At 63.0% G+C, this 18505-nt stretch carries 19 protein-coding genes; 10 read left to right on the forward strand and 9 right to left on the reverse strand.

Annotated elements, in window-relative coordinates; translation table 11 throughout:
- Positions 1 to 41: 41 nt before the first annotated feature.
- From HSDC_RS12655 to HSDC_RS12670, 4 genes are all read left to right on the forward strand, one after another.
- The gene (locus tag HSDC_RS12655) at positions 42 to 1754 is read left to right on the forward strand and encodes a chloride channel protein (protein WP_064700306.1); all 1713 of its coding nucleotides are present in this window, start codon (positions 42 to 44) and stop codon (positions 1752 to 1754) included.
- A complete protein-coding gene (locus HSDC_RS12660; protein WP_064700307.1) occupies positions 1741 to 2877 on the forward strand; it encodes an extracellular solute-binding protein in 1137 nt (378 codons plus the stop codon). Before HSDC_RS12655 ends, HSDC_RS12660 begins: the two co-directional genes overlap by 14 nt.
- 69 nt (positions 2878 to 2946) lie before the next feature.
- Positions 2947 to 3366, forward strand: a complete 420-nt coding sequence (locus HSDC_RS12665; RefSeq protein ID WP_064700308.1) for a secondary thiamine-phosphate synthase enzyme YjbQ — start codon at positions 2947 to 2949, stop codon at positions 3364 to 3366.
- A gap of 186 nt (positions 3367 to 3552) precedes the next feature.
- Positions 3553 to 4269 (forward strand): lipopolysaccharide kinase InaA family protein, encoded by a 717-nt coding sequence (locus HSDC_RS12670; protein ID WP_064700501.1) that lies wholly within the window; start codon positions 3553 to 3555, stop codon positions 4267 to 4269.
- 60 nt (positions 4270 to 4329) lie between these two features.
- On the opposite strand, the gene HSDC_RS17050 is transcribed toward HSDC_RS12670, so the two are convergent.
- Positions 4330 to 4731 carry a pilin gene (locus tag HSDC_RS17050; protein WP_280168499.1) on the reverse strand — a complete coding sequence of 134 codons (402 nt, stop codon included), beginning with the start codon at positions 4729 to 4731 and terminating at the stop codon, positions 4330 to 4332.
- A 274-nt stretch (positions 4732 to 5005) separates the two neighbouring features.
- Between HSDC_RS17050 and pilB the strand changes: the two genes are divergently transcribed.
- Both pilB and HSDC_RS12685 read left to right on the forward strand, forming a co-directional pair.
- Complete coding sequence (gene pilB, locus HSDC_RS12680) at positions 5006 to 6754, forward strand: type IV-A pilus assembly ATPase PilB (protein ID WP_244883832.1); 1749 nt, start codon at positions 5006 to 5008, stop codon at positions 6752 to 6754.
- A gap of 11 nt (positions 6755 to 6765) precedes the next feature.
- Complete coding sequence (locus HSDC_RS12685) at positions 6766 to 7998, forward strand: type II secretion system F family protein (RefSeq protein ID WP_064700311.1); 1233 nt, start codon at positions 6766 to 6768, stop codon at positions 7996 to 7998.
- Positions 7999 to 8109: 111 nt separating this feature from the next.
- Here HSDC_RS12685 and HSDC_RS12690 read toward each other — a convergent pair whose 3' ends face one another.
- Positions 8110 to 8775, reverse strand: a complete 666-nt coding sequence (locus HSDC_RS12690) for a TetR/AcrR family transcriptional regulator (protein WP_064700312.1) — start codon at positions 8773 to 8775, stop codon at positions 8110 to 8112.
- Between the two features lie 290 nt (positions 8776 to 9065).
- Between HSDC_RS12690 and lexA the strand changes: the two genes are divergently transcribed.
- Both lexA and dinB read left to right on the forward strand, forming a co-directional pair.
- Complete coding sequence (gene lexA, locus HSDC_RS12695; protein WP_064700313.1) at positions 9066 to 9731, forward strand: transcriptional repressor LexA; 666 nt, start codon at positions 9066 to 9068, stop codon at positions 9729 to 9731.
- Positions 9732 to 9761: 30 nt separating this feature from the next.
- A complete protein-coding gene (gene dinB, locus HSDC_RS12700) occupies positions 9762 to 10808 on the forward strand; it encodes a DNA polymerase IV (protein ID WP_064700314.1) in 1047 nt (348 codons plus the stop codon).
- Positions 10809 to 10821: 13 nt separating this feature from the next.
- Here the strand turns inward: dinB and purU are convergent, their stop codons facing one another.
- On the reverse strand, positions 10822 to 11676 hold the full coding sequence (gene purU, locus HSDC_RS12705) for a formyltetrahydrofolate deformylase (RefSeq protein WP_064700315.1): 855 nt from the start codon (positions 11674 to 11676) through the stop codon (positions 10822 to 10824).
- Positions 11677 to 11917: 241 nt separating this feature from the next.
- On the opposite strand from purU, the gene HSDC_RS12710 reads away from it, so the two are divergent.
- Entirely contained in the window at positions 11918 to 13504 is a 1587-nt protein-coding gene (locus HSDC_RS12710) for a ribonuclease J (RefSeq protein ID WP_064700316.1), read from the forward strand.
- A gap of 74 nt (positions 13505 to 13578) precedes the next feature.
- Here HSDC_RS12710 and HSDC_RS12715 read toward each other — a convergent pair whose 3' ends face one another.
- From HSDC_RS12715 to mobA, 6 genes are all read right to left on the reverse strand, one after another.
- Positions 13579 to 13878 carry an H-NS family histone-like protein gene (locus tag HSDC_RS12715; RefSeq protein ID WP_064700317.1) on the reverse strand — a complete coding sequence of 100 codons (300 nt, stop codon included), beginning with the start codon at positions 13876 to 13878 and terminating at the stop codon, positions 13579 to 13581.
- Between the two features lie 238 nt (positions 13879 to 14116).
- A complete protein-coding gene (gene moaA, locus HSDC_RS12720) occupies positions 14117 to 15109 on the reverse strand; it encodes a GTP 3',8-cyclase MoaA (RefSeq protein WP_064700318.1) in 993 nt (330 codons plus the stop codon).
- Positions 15106 to 15561 carry a molybdopterin synthase catalytic subunit MoaE gene (gene moaE / locus HSDC_RS12725; RefSeq protein WP_064700319.1) on the reverse strand — a complete coding sequence of 152 codons (456 nt, stop codon included), beginning with the start codon at positions 15559 to 15561 and terminating at the stop codon, positions 15106 to 15108. Before moaE ends, moaA begins: the two co-directional genes overlap by 4 nt.
- Positions 15562 to 15565: 4 nt before the next feature.
- Positions 15566 to 16375, reverse strand: coding sequence for a cyclic pyranopterin monophosphate synthase MoaC (gene moaC / locus HSDC_RS12730; protein ID WP_064700320.1), 810 nt, complete (start codon positions 16373 to 16375; stop codon positions 15566 to 15568).
- Between the two features lie 127 nt (positions 16376 to 16502).
- A complete protein-coding gene (gene mobB / locus HSDC_RS12735; RefSeq protein WP_064700321.1) occupies positions 16503 to 17090 on the reverse strand; it encodes a molybdopterin-guanine dinucleotide biosynthesis protein B in 588 nt (195 codons plus the stop codon).
- Positions 17087 to 17692, reverse strand: coding sequence for a molybdenum cofactor guanylyltransferase MobA (mobA, locus tag HSDC_RS12740; protein WP_064700322.1), 606 nt, complete (start codon positions 17690 to 17692; stop codon positions 17087 to 17089). The genes mobB and mobA overlap by 4 nt, the downstream gene beginning before the upstream one ends.
- A 169-nt stretch (positions 17693 to 17861) precedes the next feature.
- Between mobA and HSDC_RS12745 the strand changes: the two genes are divergently transcribed.
- Positions 17862 to 18464, forward strand: coding sequence for a cupin domain-containing protein (locus HSDC_RS12745; RefSeq protein WP_064700323.1), 603 nt, complete (start codon positions 17862 to 17864; stop codon positions 18462 to 18464).
- The last annotated feature ends 41 nt before the right edge of the window (positions 18465 to 18505 follow it).

Here is an 18505-nt window from a genome sequence, read left to right on the forward strand (position 1 = left end):
ATGCAAGCGACCCCGAACAGCCGGCTCAGGGGGCACGGGGCATGCTGCGTTTTCTCGGCCTGGTGGTGCTGGGCGCGCTGATCGGTGGCCTGGCAGCGCTTGCCGCCGTGGGCTTCGTGAGCGCGGTGCTCTGGCTCAACGACGCGCTGCTGATCTCGCCGCGCGGACGCATGATGTTCGCTCACCCCGAGGCGCTGGCCATCACCACCGTGCTGGTTCCCGCTCTCGGCGGCCTGGTGGTGGGACAACTGCACCGCGCCATCCGCGAGCGTCGCCCCCACACCCCCGCCGACGTGATTGCCGCCGTGCAGACGCGTCGCGGCCGTCTCCCGGCTCGGGCCGGGGTTCTCTCGGCACTGTCCGGGCTGGTCTCGCTTGGTGCCGGCGCTTCCGTGGGGCAGTACGGCCCCTTGGTGCACCTGGGCGCCAGCCTGGGCTCGCTGAGTGCCAGATGGCTCAGACTGGGACGCTCCGACGACAACGTGACCATCGCCTGCGGGGTGGCGGCGGCCATTGCCACGGCCTTTCACGCGCCGCTGGCCGGCATCGTCTTCGCGCACGAGGTGGTCCTGCGTCACTATGCGCTGCGAGCCTTCGCCCCGGTGGCGGCCGCCGCCATCGTCGGACACGTCATCGCCACCAACGTGCTGTCGAGCGGCGCCCTCTTCCACGTGAGCGACACTGCCGTCCCGCGTCCCTGGGAGTTTGCGGTCTTCATCGTCATCGGCGGTTTCGGTGCCCTGGTGGCCGGTGCCTACATGCATGCCATTCTCGCTGTCGGCCGCTGGGCTGGCCGGCTGCCGGTGGTGCCTTCGTTGCGCCCTGCCCTGGCCGGCGCGGCGCTCGGCCTCATTGCCCTCTGGGTGCCGGACATTCTCGGCATGGGGCAGGAGACGCTGCGCTTCGCCACCATCGAAGGCGCCTTCGACGGCATCGAGCTGGTCACCGTCCTGCTGCTCAAGCTGGTCGCCACGGCGCTGTGCATCGGTATGGGCTTCGGCGGTGGCGTGTTCAGTCCTGCGCTGGTGATCGGTACGCTGTTCGGTGCGTTGTGCGGCACCCTGATCGGCAATGCCGGCCTGGCCGGCGACACCTTCGTCTTCTATGCCGTGTGCGGCATGGTCGCGGTGACCGCGCCGGTGATCGGAGCCCCGCTGACCAGCTTGCTGATCGTCTTCGAACTCACCGGCAGCTACGTACTGACCACCGCCGCCCTGGCCAGCGTGACCCTGGCCAGCCCCATCGCCGCGCAACTGTTCGGCCGTTCGCTTTTCGATATCCAGCTCGCCAAGCGCGGCCTGGATCTCTCGGCCGGACGTGGCCGGGCCCTGCTGCAGAGCGCTCGACTCAAGCACCTGCTGAGCCAGGACTGCGTGACCCTGCAACCGAGCACGCGCATTGACGATGCCGTGGCAATCCTCGGCCATGGAGGTCACGGCGAGGCCTATCTGGTCGACGACAAGGGCCGCTATCGGGGCAGCGTGACACTGGCCGACCTCGAGGTCATGCGCGAACGCGACCGGGGGAGGCGCCAGGTCCGCGACTGCCCGCGCACCCCACGCCCAGTGCTGGGACCGGAAGCCTCGGTGTGGGAGGCCATGCACCAACTCCAGGACGTCACTGGCGAGGCGATCGCCGTGGTCGACGACAAGGCCGGCGATGCCTTCCTCGGCGTGGTCTATGAGGCGAGTATCGCTCGCGCTTACCTGCAGCACAGCGAAGCACTGCGACGGGAGGAACATGGCACGGGTTGATCACGGCATACGCCGCGCCTGTTCTGGCGCGCTGCTCTGCATGATGCTCCTGCTGGCATCCTCGCCCCACGGCGATAACACCCCGGTCGACGCACTGACCGTGCTCAGTTGGGGCGGCGCCTATGAGCGGGCCCAGCAGCGCGCCCTGTTCGCACCTTTCACCGAGGTCACGGGCATTCCGGTGGAGGTCCATCAGTACGACGGCGATATCGCCGAGCTGCGCCGCGCCGTGGCCGAAGGCAAGGTGCCCTGGGACCTGATCGACATGACCCGTAGCCAGGCCAAGTCCGCCTGCGCCGAGCAGCTGCTCGAGCCACTGTCGCCCGATCTGCCCGCTCCCGCGCCTGACGGTACCCCCGCCGAACGCGACTTCATCGACGGTGCCCTGAATCGCTGCTCCATCACCCACTCGGTCTTCGCCACCGTCGTCGCCTATCGCCGCGATGCCTTTCCCGGTCGGCGCCCCACCGAGATCGCCGATCTCTTCGACCAGCAACGCTTCCCCGGTCCTCGCGCCCTGCAACGCACGCCCGCGGTCAACCTGGAGTGGGCGCTGCTCTCCTATGGCGTGCCTCGGGAAGAAATCTATCGGTTGCTCAGCACGCATCGTGGCCTCTCGCTCGCCTTCGAACGAATCGACAGCCTCGAAAACCTCCGTTGGTGGAAGGCCGGCGACACCCCGGTCCGACTGCTCGCTGACAACGAAGTGGTCATGGCCTCGGGCTACAATGGGCGCTTTTTCGACGCCATGATCAACCGCGACCTGCCTATCGACATTCTCTGGGACGGCCAGGTCCAGGAGCACGAAACCTGGGCTGTGCCCCGGCATGCCGCCCATCCCGACATCGCCCGCGACTTCATCCGTTTCGCCACCTCCAGCGAACGGCAGGCCGCCCTGGCCCGGCTCATCCCCTACGGCCCCTCGCGTCGCTCGGCTACCCTGCAAGTTACCCATCATCCCGACAGCGGCGTCGACATGCGCCTTCACATTCCCACCCATCCATTGAATGCCGAGCGCGCCATCACCAAGGACGACGATTGGTACGCTCGCAGCCATGCCCGCATCGACGACTACTTCCAGAAGGCCCTGCTCGATGAGCGCAAGGACAGCGAGGCGCGGTGAGCAACTATCCGCGTTTCTTCATATCCCCTATCCTTCGACGGGTATCCACACTCTCGAGGGCAAGTGACCATGTGGGATCAGCAAGAAATCCGCCTCGCGCCGCGTTCACGCGGCTTTCACCTGATCACCGAAGAGATCGTCGGGTCGGTTCCTCGACTGAGCACCTTGAAAAGGGGCCTGCTGCACCTGCAGCTTTTGCACACTTCCGCCTCGCTGACTCTCAACGAAAATGCCGACCCCGATGTACGCCACGACATGGATGCGTTCCTGCGGGATCGAATCCCGGGCGATCTGCCCTATTTTCGCCACACTATGGAGGGGCCCGATGACATGCCCGCCCATATCGCGGCCAGCCTCTTCGGTACCCAGTTGACACTGGCCGTGCGTGACGGTCGTCTGGCACTCGGTACCTGGCAGGGCATCTGGCTCGGCGAGCATCGTGACCATGGCGGTCCCCGACGCCTGATCGCAACGCTCAACGGCGAGTGATCGTGCACGCCGCCTAGCAGAGAACGCCGGGCTCTCTGCCGCATGGTGATCATGGCTAGGCGCTTACCTCCCGAAACGGTAGAATCAATGGCCTAGCATCGGCAGGAATGTCAGCACACCATCTCGGCATGCCGATTCTACTTGTCCTATGACCTGCTCCAGACAGGTCCCGAGAAGAGTCCGCTCGTGAAACTGCTCGACATTCCCTTCGATGATCGTCGCCGACGTTATCTCATCTTTCATCCTCGTAATCTGCCGGATCGCCTGCGACTGGCCAGCACTACGACGACGGCAGCCTTCGAGGCCTTGGGCAGCAGCCGATTCTATGTCTCGCAGGATCAGCGAATCCTCGCCAAGGTGGTACCGGACAAGTACCGCAAGCAACGGCAGCCACTGAAATGGATGTATCGCGATTATCTCGAGAAGCGCTTGCTGATGCAGTCCGATGCCCGCAAGGAGTTTCTCAGCCGTCGCATCCTGCGGCATGCAGGTCTGCGCGTGCCCGACTGTTACGGTTGGGGCATTTCCTTCAATCCCGCCAACCGGAATCCGTCACTGCTGCTGATGGAACAGCTACACAATGCCCGAGTGGGTGGGGAGGTCTTCGATGAACTCGACGAGGACGGACGACAACGCTTTCTCGAGCACTTCTGCCAGGAAGTCGTGCAACTCGCCCATGCCGGCTACGTACATCGGGACCTGCACTACAACAATCTCATGGTGGATGACCAGGGGCACCTGAACTGGATCGATGCCCACGTCCGCCCGTTGCCGCGGCGTACCGACGAGCGCTGGCCCGCCATCCAAGCCTCCTTGACCGCCAGCAAGCTGCGTGGCGAGGCCTACCGCAGCCTGGCCGAGTGCCGTATCGGCGAGCTCTGGGCCGGCAAGCCGGCCGAATGACTCGGCCGGCGTGATCACCGCTGCCGGAGCGATTGACTGTGTCGCCGCCTTGCATGGCCCTCATTCATCGTTCCAGTCCTTCGCTTGCCAGGTAATGCCGTCCTCGTTGTCGGCATTCCAGGTCAGCACGGCGTTGGGATGGACATTCTCGGAGCCGGTCTCATTGCTCTGCTCGGTATTCTCGATGGAGCCGGAATCCCCGCTGACGGTGCAGTTCCATCCCACGTCCTCGCAGGGGTCCTCCAGGCCCTCGGAAATATTCATCGAGACACGCAGCTTCGCCGCACTCAGCTCCGACAACGCGGCGCTGTGTCTGGCGCGTTCCGTATAATCCTGGTAACGAGGTACGGCAATTGCCGCCAATATGCCGATGATCGCCACCACGATCAGCAGTTCGATCAGGGTGAAGCCGGCTTGCCTCATCGGCGCGTGCACGCTCGCGTCGTGTGTCATCCTTTCCATGTCTGTCTCCCCGATTGCCTATCCGCATTGGCTGATCAGAAGCCGCGGGGCTTCTGTCGGTTGTATCCGCACTTCCCTCCATGCCTGCCGCTCTTGTCCTTGACGGTAGGAAGCGAGCCTAAACCCGACAAGGAAGATTCTCTGTCTTCTCGGCGTCGATATTTCGCATGAAGGAGTCTGCAAATTCCTCGCCCTCCCTACGCAAAACGCCTAGGGCTGACATCGCACCGACTGACTAGACTCGGCGGTGATCCAACCAGTATCGCGAGCTGCCATGAGTGGATATCCGGCAGGTGAAGACATGGGGCAGGAACCCGAGCCATCCTCCGAGGAGCTTGCTGGCCTGGCTCGGCGCCTGGTCGATGAGGGCCTGCTCGATGCCCGGAGTGCACAGCGCCTGGAATGTCAGGCCCAGCGGCAGGAATGCTCGTTTATGTCCCACCTCATCGATGTCGGGGCCCTGACGGCACGGCAAGTCGCCGAGGTGGCGTCGAGAGAATACGGGCTGCCCGTGATCGACCTGGAGACGCTGGCGTTCGGCGAGCTGCCTCCCGTCGAGCAGTATCCGCAAGCTCTGCTTCGCCGGCTAGAAGTACTACCCTTGCGTCATCACGGGCAGCGCCTCACCGTCGCCATCGACCATCCTGCGAAGCTGGCCGAACTGGACGAACTACGCTTCGCCACCGGTCTAACCCCGGAGGGCGTCCTGGCGCCCAGGGACCAGCTCGCGGCCTGGCTGGATCGTTACCTCACCCCCAGAAACGATGCACTGGCGGCGCTGGCTCGCATGGAGGCAACCCCCATCTCCACGGGGGCAGGCCGTGAGGATGACATCGCGGCATCCGGCACCTCGCATGACGACGCCCCGCTGATTGCCTTCATCGACAGCATCCTCCAGGAGGCCATCCAGCATGGAGCCTCCGACATCCACTTCGAACCCTACGCGGAACATCTGCGCATCCGCCTGCGGATCGACGGCATGCTGCACGATGTGGCGCACCCGCCCGTCTCGATGCGCTCACGCATCGCCGCTCGCCTCAAGGTGATGGCACACCTGGATATCTCGGAACGGCGGCTTCCCCAGGATGGTGCCATCAAGTGGCGTCACCTCGGAGGCCCCGGAATCGACTTCCGCGTCAGCACCCTGCCCACGGTGCATGGCGAAAAAATCGTGCTACGCCTGCTCGATCCCACCACGGCACACTGGCATATCGACCAGCTCGGCCTCTCCCCGATACAAAGGCGGCTCTACGAATCCGCCCTGTCCGCGCCACAGGGCATGATTCTGGTCACGGGCCCCACCGGGAGTGGCAAGACGGTAACGCTGTATACCGGCCTGGGACGGCTCAATGAGGCCAGCCGCAATATCTGCACTGCCGAAGATCCAGTGGAAATCAAGCTGGAAGGCATCAATCAGGTCAACGTCCAGCCACGCATCGGGCTGGATTTCGCCAGCACTCTGCGTGCCTTCCTGAGGCAGGACCCGGACGTGGTGATGGTCGGCGAGATTCGTGACCGGGAAACTGCGGAGATCGCCATCAAGGCATCGCAGACCGGCCATCTCGTGCTCTCCACGGTACATACCAACTCCGCCGCACAGACCCTGACCCGATTGGTCGACATGGGGATCGCCCCCTTCAACATCGCCAGCTCGGTGAGCCTGATCATCGCCCAGCGACTGGCGCGTCGACTCTGTGACCACTGCAAGCGGCCCGTCGTGCTGGATGAGCGAACCCTTCAGGATCTCGGTATCGATGAGCAGGCCGCCAGCCATGCCGACCTTCATGAACCCGTTGGTTGCAGCTATTGCACGCAAGGCTTCAAGGGGCGCATCGGCCTTTACGAAACCGTGCCGATCGACTCGGCGATGCGCGAGCGGATACTGCGTCGCGGCAAGGGCTCCGATCTCGAGGCACAGGCACGACGCAGTGGCTACCCGAGTCTGTGGCACGATGGGCTCGACAAGGCCCTGCAAGGCTTGACCAGTCTCGCCGAGGTAAACCGCGTCACCGGCAATCACTGAGACAGCGCAATATGGAAGATGCCAAGGCTCACCGTGGTGATGACACCAGACCACGCCGCTGGCGCTGGACGGGGCGGGATGCGGACGGACGACGCATCGCCGGCGAGGTCGTTGCCCCACGACGCGAAGACGTCGCCAGACGCCTTGCCGAGCAACGCATCCTCGTCCGACATATTCGGCTCAAGCGAGGCTTCGGCACGGGGGCAGGTCGTGTCGGGTCCCGTGACATCATGCTGTTTGCACGCCAGATGGCCACCCTGCTCCGTGCCGGCATTCCCGTGCTGCAAGGGTTCAAGGTGATCGCCAACGGCGTCGAGAAGCCGGCCATGCGTCTGCTGGTGGAAACCCTGGGCAAGGACGTAGCCGAGGGCGCCAGCCTGGCCGAGGCACTGGAGCGACATCCTCGGCATTTCGGGAGCCTGTTCACTCATCTGGTGGCAGCCGGGGAGCAATCCGGGACACTCGAGCACATGCTCGACCGCGTGGCGACCCACAAGGAAAAGGTCGAAAGGCTCCAGGCCCGCGTCCGCAAGGCTCTCTGGTATCCGGCCGTCGTTCTTGCCACCGGGATCGTGGTCGCCACCCTGCTGCTGATCAAGGTCGTGCCCCGCTTCGAAGGGCTGTTTCGCGATTTCGGCGCCGAGTTGCCGGCGTTGACGCGGCTGACCCTGATGCTTTCCCAGGCTGTCCAACACTACTGGCTCTGGGGAGTCATGCTGGTGATCGGCCTGCCCCTGCTGGTGCATGTCGGCCAACGTCGTTCCTCGACTTTCGCTGGCCGCCTGCATGCGCTGGCGCTCCGCTTGCCCGTGCTTGGCGACATTCTCGCGAAGTCTTGCGTGGCCCGATATTGCCGGACTCTGGCGACCACCGTCGGTGCTGGCGTCCCCCTGGTAGAAGGGCTGGAAAGTGCTGCCGGCGCCACGGGAAATCGCGCCTTCGGCACGGCCGTCGATCATATCCGGCACGACGTGCTGGACGGCCAGCCTCTTCACGTCGCCATGCGCCATTCGAAAGGTTTTCCCTCACTGGCGATCCAGATGATCGCCATTGGCGAAGAATCCGGCACCCTGGATCAGATGCTCGATCGTATCGCCGACCATTACGAACAGGCAGTCGATGAACGTGTCGATGTGCTGACATCGCTGCTCGAGCCCGCCGTCATCGTGATCCTGGGGGTGATGGTTGGAGGGCTGGTCGTGGCGATGTATCTGCCCATCTTCGCGCTCGGCGGTGCTATCTAGGAAAACGCCGACGCGTGGCGGTGCGCGACATCCTGGCGGTCAGCAACACTCAATAGCGCATCGAAGGCCCCTTGAGGGGCTTATGGGTTCAGGACGCGGTGTGCGCACCAATCAACTTACTTCCTGTACCGGCGGCTCAGGCAATGGGGCCTGCATTGCCGATACCACCACGGGGCGCAGGCGCCGGATCAGGTCACGTACCGAGACATGCTCGTGGTAATCCTGCTCGGCGATATCACGCAACGCATCCAGCCCCGAGAGCGTGAAGATCACCGTGCCGAGCACGAAGTGCAGGCGCCAGAAACGCTCGGCGTCCGGCAGTTCCGGCGTCGCCTTTCTCACCAGCTCGGTAAACCGCGTGAAGACGCTGCCGTACTCTTCCTGGATATAACGACGCAGATGCCCCTGAGCCTGACTGTACGCCAGGCCCAGCAGGCGCATGAACACTTTCAGGCTATTACGCTCCGCCGGCACCTCGAGCACAGTTCGTGCCATGGTCTCGAGCAGTTCCTCGAGGGGAATAATGCTGCCATCCTGGCGGTGCCGCGCCTCCAGATCATCCAGGGCGGCATGAAAGCGCGTGGTGAAGGGATCCAGGTAACGCGAGAAGACAGCCTGGATCAACGACTTCTTGGAGCCGAAGTGATAATTCACCGCTGCCAGGTTGACCTTGGCCTTGCTGGTGATGTTGCGCAATGATGTCTCGGCGAACCCTCGTTCGGCGAACAGCACTTCGGCGGTGTCCAGAATACGCGTGACGGTGTCGGGCTGGGCCATGAATCGGGTCCAATGTTGTAAACAATTGTTTGAATATGAAGCAAGTGTACGACAGCCATCACATTGCCTCAATGTCACGAACCGTCAACTGTTTGAAATGTCGAATCGAGCACACAGCGTAGACCGACAACGCGGCCCTCTTTTACTGGATAGATCATCATGCTGTATACTTGACCAATAGCATGGAGGTCGGCTCTGACGCTGCCAGAAAATGCCCGGGCTCGCCCGGCGTTTCAAGCGCACCAGGCTCACCGAACCGTCCACTAACAGGTTCTCGACCCGGAGGTCGCATGACTCGCTCCCTCACGCCCCGCCAGCAGAATGTCCTCGACTTCATCGTCAAGACCATGAACGAGCTGGGCTATCCCCCGACCCGGGCCGAAATCTCCCGTGCTCTCGGCTTTCGCTCGCCCAATGCCGCCGAAGAACACCTCCGCGCCCTGGAACGCAAGGGGGTCATCCGAGTGATTCGCGGCACATCGAGGGGCATTCGTCTGCCGGCCCAGGAGAACGACACCCAGGCGGTCGGCGATGCCTCCGGAGATACCACCTCCTCCCAAGGGTTGCCGATCATCGGCGAAGTGGCGGCCGGCAGCCCGATCCTCGCCACCGAGCATATCGATCGCTACTGCCCACTGCCGCCCGAATATTTCACTCCCCGTGCCGATTACCTGCTGCGGGTTCGCGGCCTGTCCATGCAGAACATCGGCATTCTCGAGGGTGATCTGCTGGCCGTGCATCGTACCGAGCGCATCCGCGACGGGCAGATCGTGGTGGCACGGCTCGAGGATGAGGTCACCGTCAAACGCTTCCATCGCCAGGGCCATCACGTGGTATTGGAAGCCGAGAATCCCGACTTCGCTCCCATCGAGGTTGATCTTCGCCATCAGGAACTGGAGATCGAGGGTATCGGCGTGGGTGTCATCCGGGGTGGCAACGGCCAGGCCCTGGCCTGACCCCGGTGGACGAGAGGTGCGGAGACGGCCGTGCGCAAGATCCTGCATGCCGACTGCGACTGCTTCTACGCGGCCGTCGAGATGCGCGACGATCCCTCGTTGCGCGACATCCCCCTGGCCATCGGAGGCTCACGGGAACGCCGCGGCGTGATCGCCACTTGCAACTATCCGGCCCGGGCCTATGGCATCCATTCGGCCATGCCCACTGCCCGGGCACTGAGGCTCTGCCCCCACCTGACTCTGCTGCCCGGCGATTTCGACAAGTACCGTGCGGTCTCCCGGGATATTCAGCGAATCTTCCACGAGCTGACGCCGCTGGTCGAACCCCTCTCGCTCGATGAAGCCTTTCTGGACGTCACCGATGTCGAGGACTTCCAGGGCAGCGCAACCTGGATGGCCCAATGGCTCAAGCGGGAATGCCTGGCCCGCACCGGCATCACCGTGTCAGTGGGCGTCGCGCCGGCGAAGTTCCTGGCCAAGATCGCCAGCGACTGGGAAAAACCCGATGGTCTCACGGTGATTCCTCCGGAACAGGTCGACGACTTCGTCGCCTCGCTGCCGGTGAACAAGCTCCACGGCGTTGGCCCCGCCACCGCGGCACGGCTGGAAGCCTTGGGCATCACGACCTGCTCCGACCTCAGACACCAGCCCTTCGAGCGACTGATCGACGAGTTCGGCAAGTTCGGACGGCGGCTGTTCGAACTGGCGCGAGGCATCGACGAACGCCCAGTACGCACCGAGCGAGAGCGCAAATCGATCAGCGTCGAGACGACCTTCGGGCAGGATCTACCGGACCTCGACAGCGCCCGACAGGCACTGGTCCCCTTGTGCGAACGCTTGACGGAACGGCTGGATCGACACGGCCAGCCGCCTCTTGCCGGCCTGTTCGTCAAGGTTCGCTTCGACGATTTCAGTCTCACCACCCTAGAGAGCCGAGGCCTTCCGGTGTCTCAGGAGAGCTTCTCGCAGCTGCTCGAACACGCCTGGTCACGCGCCCACCGCCCCGTCAGACTGCTCGGCGTGGGCGCACGCCTGGTGTCCGAAGAAGCCCGCCTGCAACTCCCCCTGCCGTTGTAGCCGATCCCGCGCCTCAGGCGAAGACCACCGTCTTGTTGCCATGGCGCAAGACGCGATCTTCCAGGTGCCAACGCACGCCTCGCGCCAGCACCGCCTTCTCGACATCGCGACCGAAACGCACCAGGTCATCGGGCGTGTGGCAATGGCTGACCCGATGAATATCCTGCTCGATGATGGGACCGGCATCCAGTTCTTCGGTCACGTAATGGCAGGTGGCACCGATCAGCTTCACCCCGCGCTGGTATGCCTGGTGATAAGGCTTGGCTCCGGCGAAGGATGGCAGGAAGCTGTGATGGATATTGAGCACGCGGCCAGCATAGCGCTGGCAGAGCCCTGGAGGGAGAATCTGCATGTAACGCGCCAGCACCACGCAATCGGCGCCCGCCGACTCGACAAGTCGTTCGACCTCGGCGAAGGCCGGCGCCTTGTCCTCGCTCGGCACCGGCACATGGTGGTAGGGAATCTCGTGCCATTCCACCAGACTGCGCAGGTCGTCGTGATTGGAAATCACCGCCGCGATATCGCAGTCGAGCTCACCAGCGGTCCAACGGTAAAGCAGATCCACCAGACAATGGCTTTCCCGGGACACCATCAGCACCACGCGACGACGCTGTCGGGTATCGGTCAGCGCCCACTGCATATCGAATTCCCGGGCAATGGGCTCGAAAGCCTCACGCAGGTCTTCCGGCGTCATGTCGACAGAGTCCGCCAGGATCTCGTAGCGCATGAAGAAACGCCCGGACTCGAGATCGGAATGCTGGCTGGCTTCGGTAATGGAACCACCATGTCCGGTGATAAAGCTGGACACTCGGGCCACGATTCCCAGACGATCAGGGCAGGAAATCACCAGACGATAGTAATGAGACATCGCAAACGCATTCCATTGGAAGAACAAATTGGGGTAACCACAAGGGGCGACATTGTAGCGAAATCCAGCAGCCACCACACACCACGAAGCGGCGCATTGTGGGGCATGGCGACGATCCCGTATAGTGAATGGCACACACCTTGCCCAGCTTTGCTCGATGCCTCAGCCCCGCGTCCAGATCCGTTCCCGCCGCCGCGCCCCGCTTCATCTCCTTCCGCTCGGCGGTTGTGGCGAGATCGGCATGAACCTCACGCTCTATGGGCACCGGGACCGCTGGATCGCCGTGGACTGCGGCATGATGATTCGCCAGGACCTGCCTGGCGCGCCCCTGCAAGTGCCCGATCTGACCCCGATCGACACACTCGGCATCGCGCCAGAGGCGCTCGTCATCACCCATGGCCACGAGGACCATATCGGCGCGGCCGCCTGGCTGTGGCCGCAATGGGGTTGCCCGATCCATGCCACTCCCCTTGCCGCCGGCCTGTTGCACAGCAAGTTCGCGGAACGCGGCCTGCGCACCGATGCTATCCACGTCATCGAGCCCGGGGAAGCGATCGAGGTCGGCTACTTCGCACTGCGCTACCTGCCCCTGACGCATTCGATACCGGAAAGCTGCGCCCTGCTGATACAAGCCGGCGAACGCCGCATTCTGCACACCGGCGACTGGAAGCTCGATCCCGCCCCATTGCTCGGCGCACCCATCGATCCCGACACCTATCGCGCGATTGCGCCGGTAGACCTGGTGGTCGGCGACTCTACCTGCGCGCCGGAGCCAGGGCATTCACGCAGCGAAAGTGAGGTAGCGCTTGCCCTGGAAAGCGCCATCGCCCCACTCACCGGTCGTGTGGTGGTCAGCTGCTTTGCCAGCAACCTCGATCGGGTACTGGCCATCGCCCGCGCAGCCGACCGTTGCGGAAGACGCATCAGCCTGATGGGACGTTCCATGGAACGCATGGTGCGAATCGCCCAGGGACTCGGTTATCTGGAAGATTTCCCTCCCCTGGTTCCGGTGCGGGACCTGGGCTATCTGCCCGCCGAGGAAGTCCTGGTGATCGCTACCGGCAGTCAAGGCGAACCCCGCGCGGCCTTGTCACGACTGGCGGCAGGGCGTCATCCGCATTTCGAATTGATGACGGGCGACAGCGTCATCTTCTCGGCCCGTGCCATTCCCGGCAACGAACGCCTCATCGAGCGCTTGAAGCATGCCTTGAGACTGACCGGCGTCACGCTGCTGGACGACATACAGCGACCAGGGCTGCATGCCTCGGGCCACCCCTATCAGGATGAATTGCGTACCTTCTACGAGTGGGTTTCACCGCATCGCTTGCTGCCCGTACACGGTGAAGCGCGCCACCAGAAGGCTCACCAGGCTATCGCGCGCGAGATGTCGATCGAGGCACCGCTGACGCCGCGTAACGGAGACCTAATACGGCTGGATGATCAGGGCCTCCAGCTCGAGCGACATTATCGACTGACACCACACATCATCGATCAAGACAAGATCGCGCCCGTTGTGGGAGCGGAAGGGGATTCTAGCACACGCCATGGCCAGCTCTTCCTGGCCATTTCCGTGGCTGCCACCGAACAAGGATGGACACGCATCGGGCGCCTCATGCTGGACGACAGTCACACCAGCCCTCTCGACGAAGCATCATTGGCCGATCGGCTCGACGAATGCCTGGAAACCGCCCAAGGGGATTCCCTGGCGGACTTACGTGCAATCCTTTATCCCGACTTGATGGCCTGGTTAGCCGACCATCTCCACCGCGTGCCCGACGTCCATTTTCAGATCTTCGCCGTGGAGACCCAAGCCGTGATGGAAAAGTAACGAGCCGACCAAAAGAAGTGGCACAGAGTGCATGCCCTTCTCCTGGCCTTGTCCTTCAGCGCGTTGCCTTTCCTTTACCCCTTGTCGGCATCCTTGGCATTCTTCGGCGGACGACCGCGCTTGCGCTTCGGCTGGTCAGGTACCAGATCTTCAAGGGAAAGGCCGGCCTCATTGATCTGCTCACGGATTTCCGCAAGCTTGCGCGCCTTTTGCGCCTCTTCTTCCTGACGGCGCTTTTCCTCGTCGTTCTTCTGCTCGATAACCTCGCCGATCACCTCAGCCAGTTTATGCAGTTGCTCCATGCTCAACTGACGAGCCGCCGCGCGTGCCACATTCTTGTTTCGAGCGATTCGCTCCAGGGTCTGATTGGACATTACCCCCTCCATGACGAATTTTGACGTGCAAGGGAAATACTGAATATACGATCGCGAATCCCGGCATTTGCAATCGGTCACCGAGCCTGCATCGCGCCGAAGCACTCAGGCTTTCCCAAAAGCCGATCATCCGGCCTAAACAAAAGTATATTCGCCAATGCAGGTTTGGCAAGAAAAGCCAGTGAAAACACTCGGATCATCAATCGTAAAAAACGATCAATCGAGCCACTGGAAGCAATCAGCCACCGGTCATGTTCATGAAACGAACCACTTGCACATCCCCGTCGGTGGTGAAGTGATGACGCTCCGGCTTGAGAGGCATTGCCGCCACGATGGCTTTCTTGAGTTCCTCGATATTGCCGGGATGACGGCGCAACACGGCCCTGAGGTCGACGGAGTGTTCATTGCCCAGACACAGCAGGAGACGCCCTTCGACCGTGACACGCACACGATTGCAGGAAGCGCAGAAATTATGGCTGTGCGGCGAGATGAAGCCTACACGGCTCTCGCTATCGGGCATACGAAAATAGCGGGATGGGCCCAGAGTGGTCTCGGCAGTGGGAATGAGTTCGTAGTGCTGCTCGATCAACGCCTGGACCTCGTCGCTCGAGCAGTAGGTTTCCGCACGCGAATGATCGGAGACGTCACCAAGCGGCATTTCCTCGATAAAGCTGATATCGACGCCCTCCTGGCGAGCGAATTCGACCAGTGATGTCACTTCGTCATCATTGCGCCCCTTGAGAATCACGGCATTGAGCTTGATCCGCTCGAAGCCTGCCTCTCGAGCAGCCCGCATGCCATCGATGACCTTGTTGAGGTCACCAGTTCGCGTCAGGCGCCGAAAGCGTTCCGGATCCAGAGAATCGATACTGATGTTGAGACGTTGCAGTCCCCCTTCGCGAAGGCGCGATGCATATTTACCGAGGCCTGCGCCATTGGTCGTCATGGCGAAGTCCTTGAGCCCCGGCAACGCCCCCATATCGGCCACCAGACGATCGATGTCACGCCTGACCAGAGGCTCCCCACCGGTCAGGCGAATCTTTTCCACGCCCAGCTCGGTAAAGGCTCTGGCGACCAGCCCGAGCTCTTCGAGGGTCAGCACCTGCTCGCGTGGCAGAAACGTCATTTCCTCGCTCATGCAATACACGCATCGGAAGTCACAGCGATCCGTGACGGAGATGCGCACATAGCTCACCCGTCTGCCGAAATCGTCGATGAGCTCATCGGTCATGATATGGCCTCCCAGCGTCGGGCGTCTCGGTGGTCAATCTCGCGTTCGGCGACCCAGTAATCGCCACTGGCGGTATGCTCCTTTTTCCAGAAAGGCGCACGCGTCTTGAGATAATCCATGATGAAATCGCAGGCCTCGAAGGCCGAGCGTCGATGTGCACTGGCGACCAACACCAGGACGATAGGGTCTCCAGGCTCAAGACGTCCCACACGATGCACCAAGCGCACGTCCTGCAGTGGCCAGCGCGACTCGGCCTCGGCAACGATCTCGGCCAAGGCGGCCTCGGTCATTCCGGGATAATGCTCGAGAGTCAGCGCCTGAACATCGGGGCGCTCGTTGAAGTCCCGCACCAGTCCCGTGAAGCCGACCACCGCACCGATATCATGGCGCCCGGCCAGCAACGCCCGCTGTTCATCGCCCGCATCGAAGCATTGTTGTTGTACGCGGATCATGCTGTCAGCCTCCGGTCACCGGGGGGAAGAAGGCAACTTCGTCATCGGCGGTCAATGGCGTGGCACCTCCTGCCATGACCTGGTTGACGGCGCACAGGACACGGCCCTCTTCGAGACCGGCAAAACGTGCGTCCATCTCTTTCAATACCGCCTTGAGGCCATTGATGTCAGCACTCTCGAGTCGATCGAAGGGTACCGCGACTTCTCCGACGCCAAGACGCTCGCGAAGCTCCGCCAGACACTTGACGCGGACGCAGGGCTCACCCAACGCACAGCGCACACCCAGCGACACCTCTCCGCTGGCACCCTCGCCCGTCACGATGGGCGCCGGCTCGGCCGGTGCCGCACGTCGATACTCGCCAGATTTGCCTCCACGCTTTTCCTCCAGGCGGATCTCACCGATCACCATATCCTTGTCCACCGCCTTACACATATCGTAGAGCGTCAGACACGCCACGGAAACCGCCGTCAAGGCTTCCATTTCCACACCCGTTCGGCCATTCAACCGACAGTTCGCGGTGACACGCACGCCGCCTTCGGCCTCGTCGACATGGAAATCGACCTCGACCTTGGACAAGGGCAAGGCATGGCACAAGGGGATCAGTTCATGGGTACGCTTGGCGGCCTGAATCGCGGCAATGCGCGCAGTGGCCAGCACGTCGCCCTTGGGAAGATTGCCCTCGACCAACAGTTGCAATGTCGACTGTTGCATATGGATGAAGCCAGAGGCGCTGGCTTCGCGACGACTCTCCGGCTTGTCGGCCACATCGACCATGCGGGCCTCGCCGCGTACGTTGAGATGAGTCAGGGTCATGGATTCAATGCCTCATGACGGTCACGGTATAGGGTTGGATGGTCGCCCGCTGACAGGCCAAAGCCGGCCCTCCGGCGATCATCATCTACGTCAGGATGACCGGGCAGGACCGCGACGCCGGACAATCTCACCGATCACCTGCCACGGGCCGGGGTGCGCGTTCGGAAGGCCAGCGCACCGGCCAGGCCGCTACCCAGTCGATCAAGGTGTCGAGGTCATCGAGATCCAGGCTCTCGACGCCGACCGGCGGCTGCCAGTCCCCCTTGGCGGCCACGGCCTTCACCCAAGGGTCCTCCGCGGCGCGCGGCGGCTTGCCGAGCTCACTCCGATACAGTTCCAGCTTGGGCAGCGGCCAGGCCTTGAACCCCTCCACCAGGATCAGGTCCGGTGCCTGCGGGCGTACCATCTCGATCAGTTGTGCCAGGTCCGCTTCTTCCTGGTCCGGCGTCTCCAGCATCATCGCGATGCGTGCCCGGGATGCCACCAGCATCGGCATGGCACCGGCCTGACGCAAGCGGTGGCTATCCTTGCCCGGTTGATCGACATCGAAGGCATGGTGTGCATGCTTGATCACCGCCACCCGCAGACCTCGCTGCCGCAGGGCGGGCAGCAACTGCTCGAGCAGCGTCGTCTTGCCCGTTCCGCTCCAGGCCGCGATGCCCAGCAGGGCCGGCGTTTCCGGCATTGTCAGTGTCGTGGACATCCCTTCGGTCATGTCGGCGATGCCTCCCCGCCGAGCGCCTGCGCTAGACGCTGCCGCTCGGCATCGGTGTTCAGGTTGGCAAAGGCCTCGGGGCAGTCGGAGACATCGACCCAGACTCGCGCATGGCGCGCCTGCCAGGCTTCGACCTTGCGCTCGCCCTCGGCCAGGCAACGCGCCAGATCATCCGCCAGAGCGACGCGCACCAGAGCCACCACGGGATGCGCTCGTCGACCATCGTGGGCGACGGCGATGTCCCCCTCGCCGATGGTCTCAACCAGACGGGAGACAAGCGAAAGCGGCAGTGCCGGTGCATCGCAGGGCACGACCACCAGCCAGGGGGTGCGGGCAGCACGCAGACCACTGTAAAGCCCCATCAGCGGCCCCTGATAACCCGACGTGATATCCTCGACGACCCGATCGGCCAATGCCGCGTAGGCGCCAAGATGCCGATTCGCGGAAATCAGCAGTTCGCTGACATGCCCGCGCAACACAGCACCGGCATGAGCCGCCAGGGGACGGCCGAGAAAAGGCTCGAGCCCCTTGTCGCACCCTCTCATGCGGCTCCCCCGACCACCGGCCAGTACCAGACCGGTCAGGTCGTCGCGACGGATCATGTCGTCTCCTGCCTTCGGCAATGCTTCACTTCTGCCATGATGCCTTACCCTGCGATGCGGTGCCATGGCCCCGGCCCGCAATGGTGACCGACAGGGCCTCGAGCGGGTATCATTCGTCAAGAATTTTCCACGATGCAGGATGGCGGCAACGCCGCATACAGGACACAGGATGGAAGAAGGATTCGACGTCGGGGCACGCCTGCGTCAGCTTCGACAGGAACGACACCTTTCGCAGCGCGAGCTCGCCAAGCGCGCCCAGGTCACCAACAGCACCATCTCGCTGATCGAACAGAACAGCGTCAGCCCGTCGGTCAGCTCGCTGAAGAAAATACTCGACGCCTTGCCGGTCTCGATCAACGCCTTCTTTGCCGGGGACGAACCCAGCCACCCTCGTCCTTTCTACAAGGCCGACGAGCTCACCGAAATCGGCGACGGCGTGCTCTCATGGCGCCTGGTGGCCGCACGTCGTCCCGACCGCCGCATGTCGGTACTGCATGAACGCTATCCTCCCGGCGCCGACAGCGGCGAAGACATGCTCGAGCACGACGGCGAAGAAGGTGGCGTCGTCATCGCCGGCCGCATCGAAATCACGGTCAACGGCGAAGTGGCGATTCTGTCAGCGGGCGACGCCTATTACTTCGATTCCCGGCTGCCCCACCGCTTCCGCAATGTCGGCGACACCGAATGCGTGATCGTCAGCGCCAACACCCCGCCCTCCTTCTCGGATGGCGGCGAGGTGCTGCATCATGGCCAGAATGGTGCCGAGGGCTGATCCCCCTCGGCTTTCCGAGATGGCGCCGTCTTGCTGAACGT

The organism is Halomonas caseinilytica (assembly GCF_001662285.1).
Taxonomy (GTDB): domain Bacteria; phylum Pseudomonadota; class Gammaproteobacteria; order Pseudomonadales; family Halomonadaceae; genus Halomonas; species Halomonas caseinilytica.

Coding starts and splice junctions, on each gene's coding strand:
- moaE (WP_064700319.1), bottom strand. CDS start 15,561: ATGATCCGCGTACAACAACAATGCTTCGATGCGGGCGATGAACAGCGG.
- purU (WP_064700315.1), bottom strand. CDS start 11,676: ATGTCTCATTACTATCGTCTGGTGATTTCCTGCCCTGATCGTCTGGGA.
- moaC (WP_064700320.1), bottom strand. CDS start 16,375: ATGACCCTGACTCATCTCAACGTACGCGGCGAGGCCCGCATGGTCGAT.
- HSDC_RS12745 (WP_064700323.1), top strand. CDS start 17,862: ATGGAAGAAGGATTCGACGTCGGGGCACGCCTGCGTCAGCTTCGACAG.
- HSDC_RS12715 (WP_064700317.1), bottom strand. CDS start 13,878: ATGTCCAATCAGACCCTGGAGCGAATCGCTCGAAACAAGAATGTGGCA.
- HSDC_RS12655 (WP_064700306.1), top strand. CDS start 42: ATGCTGCGTTTTCTCGGCCTGGTGGTGCTGGGCGCGCTGATCGGTGGC.
- HSDC_RS12685 (WP_064700311.1), top strand. CDS start 6,766: ATGGAAGATGCCAAGGCTCACCGTGGTGATGACACCAGACCACGCCGC.
- mobB (WP_064700321.1), bottom strand. CDS start 17,090: ATGACCGAAGGGATGTCCACGACACTGACAATGCCGGAAACGCCGGCC.
- HSDC_RS12665 (WP_064700308.1), top strand. CDS start 2,947: ATGTGGGATCAGCAAGAAATCCGCCTCGCGCCGCGTTCACGCGGCTTT.
- lexA (WP_064700313.1), top strand. CDS start 9,066: ATGACTCGCTCCCTCACGCCCCGCCAGCAGAATGTCCTCGACTTCATC.
- HSDC_RS17050 (WP_280168499.1), bottom strand. CDS start 4,731: ATGGAAAGGATGACACACGACGCGAGCGTGCACGCGCCGATGAGGCAA.
- HSDC_RS12710 (WP_064700316.1), top strand. CDS start 11,918: ATGAACCTCACGCTCTATGGGCACCGGGACCGCTGGATCGCCGTGGAC.
- pilB (WP_244883832.1), top strand. CDS start 5,006: ATGAGTGGATATCCGGCAGGTGAAGACATGGGGCAGGAACCCGAGCCA.
- moaA (WP_064700318.1), bottom strand. CDS start 15,109: ATGACCGATGAGCTCATCGACGATTTCGGCAGACGGGTGAGCTATGTG.
- HSDC_RS12690 (WP_064700312.1), bottom strand. CDS start 8,775: ATGGCCCAGCCCGACACCGTCACGCGTATTCTGGACACCGCCGAAGTG.
- HSDC_RS12660 (WP_064700307.1), top strand. CDS start 1,741: ATGGCACGGGTTGATCACGGCATACGCCGCGCCTGTTCTGGCGCGCTG.
- mobA (WP_064700322.1), bottom strand. CDS start 17,692: ATGATCCGTCGCGACGACCTGACCGGTCTGGTACTGGCCGGTGGTCGG.